We start from the raw sequence: 5,219 nt of genomic DNA on the forward strand, positions 1-5,219 counted from the left end.
CGGCCGGGTCGGCCGGCGGCGCGCCGAGCCGGACCGCCAGACCGTGCCGGGCGAGGGCCTCGGCGACGGCCCCGACGACGAGCCGGTGCGGACCCGCCAGCGAGTACGCGCACCGCACCGCCACCACGCCGGCCTGCACGTCGTCCGTCGCCGGCAGCGTCGAGGGCGCCGGAGTACTGAGGTTCTGCATACCCACCTTCCTGATGGGCGGGGTGTGTGCGAGAGCGCTTTCCAGGCGGTTTGCCAGTAGATTTGCACACTGGTGAGAGCGCTCTCTTATCCTGTTGTTGTACGCGGCCGATCACGGCATGTCAAGGTCGAGACGACCGGCGCGCATCCCCGGACCGTTGACCAGGGCAGCGTCACGCATCGAGGGGATCGCGCCCGCGTGGAAGCTGATCACGCGGCAGCACCGGACACGTCGCACTGCCAGGACGGCACACGACGGACGGCGCCCGCCGCAGTGTCAGCCCCGCATCCGGCGAACGGCGCCCGGTGGCGTCAGCCCCCGCCGCCGCCGGACCGCACCCGGTCGCGTGTCAGCCCAGCAGCCGACAAGCTGCACCAGGTCGGCCGGGGGTGCGCAGCCCGGCCCCGGCTGGTCCTGGCTGTCTGGGTGGTGCTGATCGCCGGGCTGGTCACGGCGGTCGCGCTGCACGGGCGGCCGACCGACAACGACGTCACCCTGCCCGGCAGCGACGCCCAGGCCGCCCGCGACCTGCTGGAGCGGGCCGACCCGGGCGCCCGCCAGGCCAACGCCCAGCTGGTCGTCCACGTCGAGCACGGCCGCCTCGACGACCCGGCCAACACCGCCGCGATCGGGCGGGCCGCCGACGCGATCGGCCGGGGGTTGCTGGTACCGGCGACGATGGCGCTGCTGGGACCGGCCAACTGGTGGCGGCCGGGGCGGGTCGCGCGCCCGGCGGAGGTCCCGGTGGGCTGACCGGCCACGGGGTTCACAGCCGGCTCACAGCCGGCGCCCAAGCTTCCGGCAACCTTGCCGCCTATGTATGAGGCATGCTGCTTGACGAAGCACCGGCGGCGGCCGGGCCACGCCACGCCGCCCCGGCCGCCTCGCCCCGCTGGTGGGCCGACGCCGCCGGGGTCGCCGGCTGGGCGAGCCTGCTGGTGGTGACCGTCCTGTGGGTCGGCAACCGCGGGCTGCAGGACCTGGGCGGCGCCTGGCCGGACGCGGTGTCCTCGCTGGGGCGGCTCACCGGCCTGCTCGCCTCGGACCTGCTGCTGCTCCAGGTGCTGCTGATGGCTCGGGTACCGCTGGTGGAGCGCGCCTTCGGCCAGGACCGCCTGGCCCGCTGGCACCGCTGGACCGGCTTCACGTCCTTCCACCTCATGCTGGCGCACGTCGTGCTCATCACCGTCGGCTACGCCGGCGCCGCCGACGCCAACGTGTTCGGCGAGCTGTGGGAGCTGGTCGTCGACTATCCGGGGATGCTGCTCGCCACGGCGGGGACGCTGCTGCTGGTCCTGGTCGTGGTGACATCGGTGCGGGCCGCGCGCCGGCGGCTGCGGTACGAATCCTGGCACCTGCTGCACCTCTACGCGTACCTCGGCGTCGGGCTGGCGCTGCCGCACCAGATCTGGACCGGTACCGACTTCGTCGGCTCCGCCTGGTCGCGCGCCTACTGGTGGAGCCTGTACGCGGCCGCCGCCGGCGCCGTCGTGGTCTACCGCCTCGGCCTGCCGGCCTGGCGCAACTGGCGCCACCGGCTCGTCGTCGACCGGGTCGTCGCCGAAGGCCCCGGCCTGACCACGGTCTACCTGCGCGGCCGTGACCTGGACCGGCTGCCGGTGCGGGCCGGGCAGTTCTTCCAGTGGCGGTTCCTCGACGGGCGGGGCTGGAGCCGCGCCCACCCCTACTCCCTGTCCGCGACGCCGCACACCGGCGTGCTGCGCATCACCGTGAAGGACCTCGGCGACGGCAGCGCCCGCCTCGCCGGGCTGCGGCCCGGCACCCGGGCGCTGATCGAGGGCCCCTACGGCCGGCTCACCGGCGAGCACTACACCGGCGGCCCCGTCGTCATGCTCGCCTGCGGCATCGGCGTCACCCCGCTGCTGGCCCTGCTCGGCGAGCTGCCCTACGCCCCCGGCCAGGCGACCCTGGTGTACCGGGCGCGCAGCGAGGCGGACCTGGTGTTCCGCTCCGAGCTGGACTGGCTGGCCCGGCAGCGCGGCGTCCGGGTCGGGTACCTCCTCGGCCCGCGGGCCCGCGCGGACTCCTGGCTGCCCGCCTCCGCCGCCGGCCTGACCGACGCGGAGGCGCTGCACCGCCTCGTCCCGCACATCCGCGCCGCCGACGTCTACCTGTGCGGCCCCGACGCCTGGACCGCGGCGGCCCGCGCCGCCGCCCGGGCCGCCGGCGCCTCCCCCGACCGCATCCACACCGAACAGTTCGCCTGGTAGGAGCGACCCGTTGCGACGTATCACCCTCTGGCTGCTCTCCACCGTCGCCGCGGTGGTCCTGTTGTTCAGCTACCGCACCAGCCTCGGCACCGGCACGCCGCCGGCCGCCACGGCCGGGACGACCAGCACCACCGGCGGCGAAGGCAGCGCCGGTAGCGGCACCGTCTACGCGGGCTCGGTCGCCCCGACCCGCTGGGGTGACGTCCAGGTCACCATCACCGTCACCGACGGCCGGATCACCGCCGTGGACGTCCCGGTCTACCCCGACAACAACGGCAGGGACCGGCAGATCAACGCCCGCGCCCTGCCCATCCTCGTCCAGGAGACGATCGACGCCCAGAGCGCCGACATCGACACCGTCTCCGGCGCCACCGTCACCACCGACGGCTACAAGGAGTCCCTGCAGGCCGCCATCGACAAGGCCCAGCTGAAGTGACCGCGGCCCGGTAGCGGCGGACGCCGAACCTCACGCCAGCCCCTGGTGGTTGAGGTACAGCACGATGCGCAGCGTCCCGCCGTCGTCGTGCAGCAGGAACGACGACGACAGCCGCACCGGCGCTCCCCCGTCGAGCCGGGGCGCCGACCACTCGGTGCGCACGAGGCGGTAGCGGTCGTCGAGCGGCTGGACCCGCAGGTCGGTCAGCTCGGCCCGGCCCACGCCGGCGTCCGCGAACATCTGCGCGCGGCGCGGCAGGGCCTGCAGGAACGCGTCGCGGGTGATGGGCCGGGCGCCGCCCGGTTCGGCGGCCAGGAAGGCGTCGGCGAAGCAGCCGGCCAGGGTCGCGGTGTCGAGGGCGTCGCTCGCGACGCGGAAGGCATCGAAGAAGGTGGTGACCCGATCGTCCATGCCGCAACCGTAGGACACCGAACAGCACATCATAGCCGATGATGGATCATGGTTCCAGTACTGTCCGGGTCGTTCCCGATCAGCCGTACCGGCAGTGTTGCCGGCAGTGTCGGCGAACCCGGCGGGCAGGTCACCGGGCGGCTACCCTCCAGCCATGGGAAACGCAGGCCGATGAGGACAGGCGCAGCGGCCGGCCACCCGGGGTACTTCCACGAGGCGATCCGCTACGACACCGACGAGCACCTGCTCGCCGTCGTCGTGCCGTTCCTGCTCGGCGGGGTCGCCGCCGGCGAACCCACGATGGTGGTGCTCGGCGAGCGCACCGCCGGGCTCGTCCGCGCCGCGCTGCCCGCCGGCTGCCCGGTCGGGTTCCTGACCGCCGGCGAGCTCTACACCCGGCCGGCCGGCACGATCCGCGCCTACCGGCAGCTGCTGGCCGGGCACACCGACGCCGGGGCCGGGCAGATCCGCATCGCCGGTGAGCTGCCCCCCGAGGCGCACGCCGCCACCTGGGACTGGTGGGCGCGGTACGAGTCGGCGATCAACCACGCCTACGACGGGTTCCCGCTGTGGAGCATGTGCGCCTACGACGAGCGCACCACGCCGCCGGCGGTGCTCGCCGACGTCGCCCGCACCCACCCGCGCACCGCCCGGCCGGACGGCCGGCACGAGCCGAACCCGCAGTACACCCGGCCCGAGGAGTTCCTCCTCGAACACCGGCCGCCGGTCGCCGACCCGATCCAGGCCGGGCCGCCGGTCGCCGAGCTGGTCGGCCCGACGCCGGCCGAGGCCCGGGAGGCGGTGCGCACGGGCACGCCCGACGACTTCGACGAGCTCGACGACCTCGACGACCTCGCCCTGGCGGTCAGCGAGATCGTCACCAACGCGCACCTGTACGGCCGGCCGCCGGTCCGGATGCGGGTGTGGGCCGGGGCGGGCCGGGTCGTCGTCACCGTCGCCGACGGCGGTCCCGGGCCGGCGTACCCGTTCGCCGGGCTGCTGCCGACCGGCGGCAGCGACGCCTCCGCCGGGTTCGGGCTGTGGATCGCGCACCAGGCCTGCGACCACGTGAGCCTGTCCCGGTCGGCGGACGGCTTCACCGTCCGGCTGACTCAGCGCGCCCCGTGACGCAGGCCGGCCTCGTGCGCCACGACGATCGCCTGAGCCCGGTCCCGCACGTCGAGCTTGGCCAGGATGTGCCGGACGTGCGTCTTCACGGTGGCCATGCTGATGACCAGCTCCGCGGCGATCTCCGCGTTCGACAGGCCGGCGCCGATGCGGGTCAGCACCTCCAGCTCGCGCTCGCTGAGGTCGGCGACGCCGGCGGGCGGCGCCGGCGGCCGCGGCGGCCGCGCCGCGAAGTGGTCCATCAGCCGGGCCAGCACGCTCGGCGCCAGCACCGGCTCGCCGTCCACGGCGCGGCGGACCGCGTCGGCCAGGCCCTCCGACGTCACGTCCTTGAGCAGGAAGCCGACCGCCCCGGCCCGCAGGGCGTTGACGACGTGCTCGTCGGCGTCGAACGTGGTGAGCGCGATGACCCGGGTGCTGCCGTCGCCGTCGGCGACGATCCGCCGGGTCGCCTCGACGCCGTCCAGCACCGGCATGCGCAGGTCCATGAGCACCACGTCGGGCCGCTGCCCGGCGACGGCCGCGACCGCGGCGGCGCCGTCGCCCGCCTCGGCCACCTCGAACCCGGCCAGCTCGAGGATCAGCCGCAGGCCCTGCCGCACCAGGGCCTGGTCGTCGACGACCAGGACGCGGATCATCGCGCCTCCCCGGCCGGAAGCGTCACGTGTACCTCGAACGAGCCGTCACGGACCGCGGCGGTGAACGTGCCGCCGAGCAGCTCCGCCCGGTGCCGCATGCCGGCCAGGCCGCGCCCCGGCACCGGCTGCGTGCCCCCGTCCGACGAGGCCGCGTCCTGGTACTACTCGGAGCGGGTGATCAGCTG

General features: G+C 75.0%; 7 protein-coding genes. 4 read left to right on the forward strand and 3 right to left on the reverse strand.

Annotation, left to right across the window (positions count from 1 at the left end; translation table 11 throughout):
* Positions 1–190, reverse strand: a 190-nt coding sequence (locus ABZS66_RS60215) for a hypothetical protein (protein ID WP_354773773.1), incomplete at its 3' end; no start/stop codon positions are given.
* A 426-nt stretch (positions 191–616) separates the two neighbouring features.
* On the opposite strand from ABZS66_RS60215, the gene ABZS66_RS60220 reads away from it, so the two are divergent.
* The 3 genes from ABZS66_RS60220 (at position 617) to ABZS66_RS60230 (ending at position 2,857) form a co-directional block, all read left to right on the forward strand.
* Positions 617–943, forward strand: a complete 327-nt coding sequence (locus ABZS66_RS60220) for a hypothetical protein (RefSeq protein WP_354773775.1) — start codon at positions 617–619, stop codon at positions 941–943.
* 74 nt (positions 944–1,017) lie between these two features.
* The gene (locus tag ABZS66_RS60225) at positions 1,018–2,421 is read left to right on the forward strand and encodes a ferredoxin reductase family protein (RefSeq protein WP_354773777.1); all 1,404 of its coding nucleotides are present in this window, start codon (positions 1,018–1,020) and stop codon (positions 2,419–2,421) included.
* Positions 2,422–2,431: 10 nt separating this feature from the next.
* Positions 2,432–2,857 carry an FMN-binding protein gene (locus tag ABZS66_RS60230; protein WP_354773779.1) on the forward strand — a complete coding sequence of 142 codons (426 nt, stop codon included), beginning with the start codon at positions 2,432–2,434 and terminating at the stop codon, positions 2,855–2,857.
* A gap of 30 nt (positions 2,858–2,887) precedes the next feature.
* Here the strand turns inward: ABZS66_RS60230 and ABZS66_RS60235 are convergent, their stop codons facing one another.
* On the reverse strand, positions 2,888–3,268 hold the full coding sequence (locus ABZS66_RS60235) for a DUF4440 domain-containing protein (protein ID WP_354773781.1): 381 nt from the start codon (positions 3,266–3,268) through the stop codon (positions 2,888–2,890).
* A 171-nt stretch (positions 3,269–3,439) separates the two neighbouring features.
* Here ABZS66_RS60235 and ABZS66_RS60240 point away from each other — a divergent pair, with 171 nt between their 5' ends.
* Positions 3,440–4,396, forward strand: a complete 957-nt coding sequence (locus tag ABZS66_RS60240) for an anti-sigma factor RsbA family regulatory protein (protein ID WP_354773783.1) — start codon at positions 3,440–3,442, stop codon at positions 4,394–4,396.
* Here ABZS66_RS60240 and ABZS66_RS60245 read toward each other — a convergent pair.
* A complete protein-coding gene (locus tag ABZS66_RS60245) occupies positions 4,381–5,034 on the reverse strand; it encodes a response regulator transcription factor (protein ID WP_354773784.1) in 654 nt (217 codons plus the stop codon). The two genes, ABZS66_RS60240 and ABZS66_RS60245, sit on opposite strands and share 16 nt — an antisense overlap.
* Between the last annotated feature and the right edge of the window lie 185 nt (positions 5,035–5,219).

Origin of the sequence: Dactylosporangium sp. NPDC005572, from assembly GCF_040605515.1 — a bacterium.
Taxonomy (GTDB): Bacteria; Actinomycetota; Actinomycetes; order Mycobacteriales; family Micromonosporaceae; genus Dactylosporangium.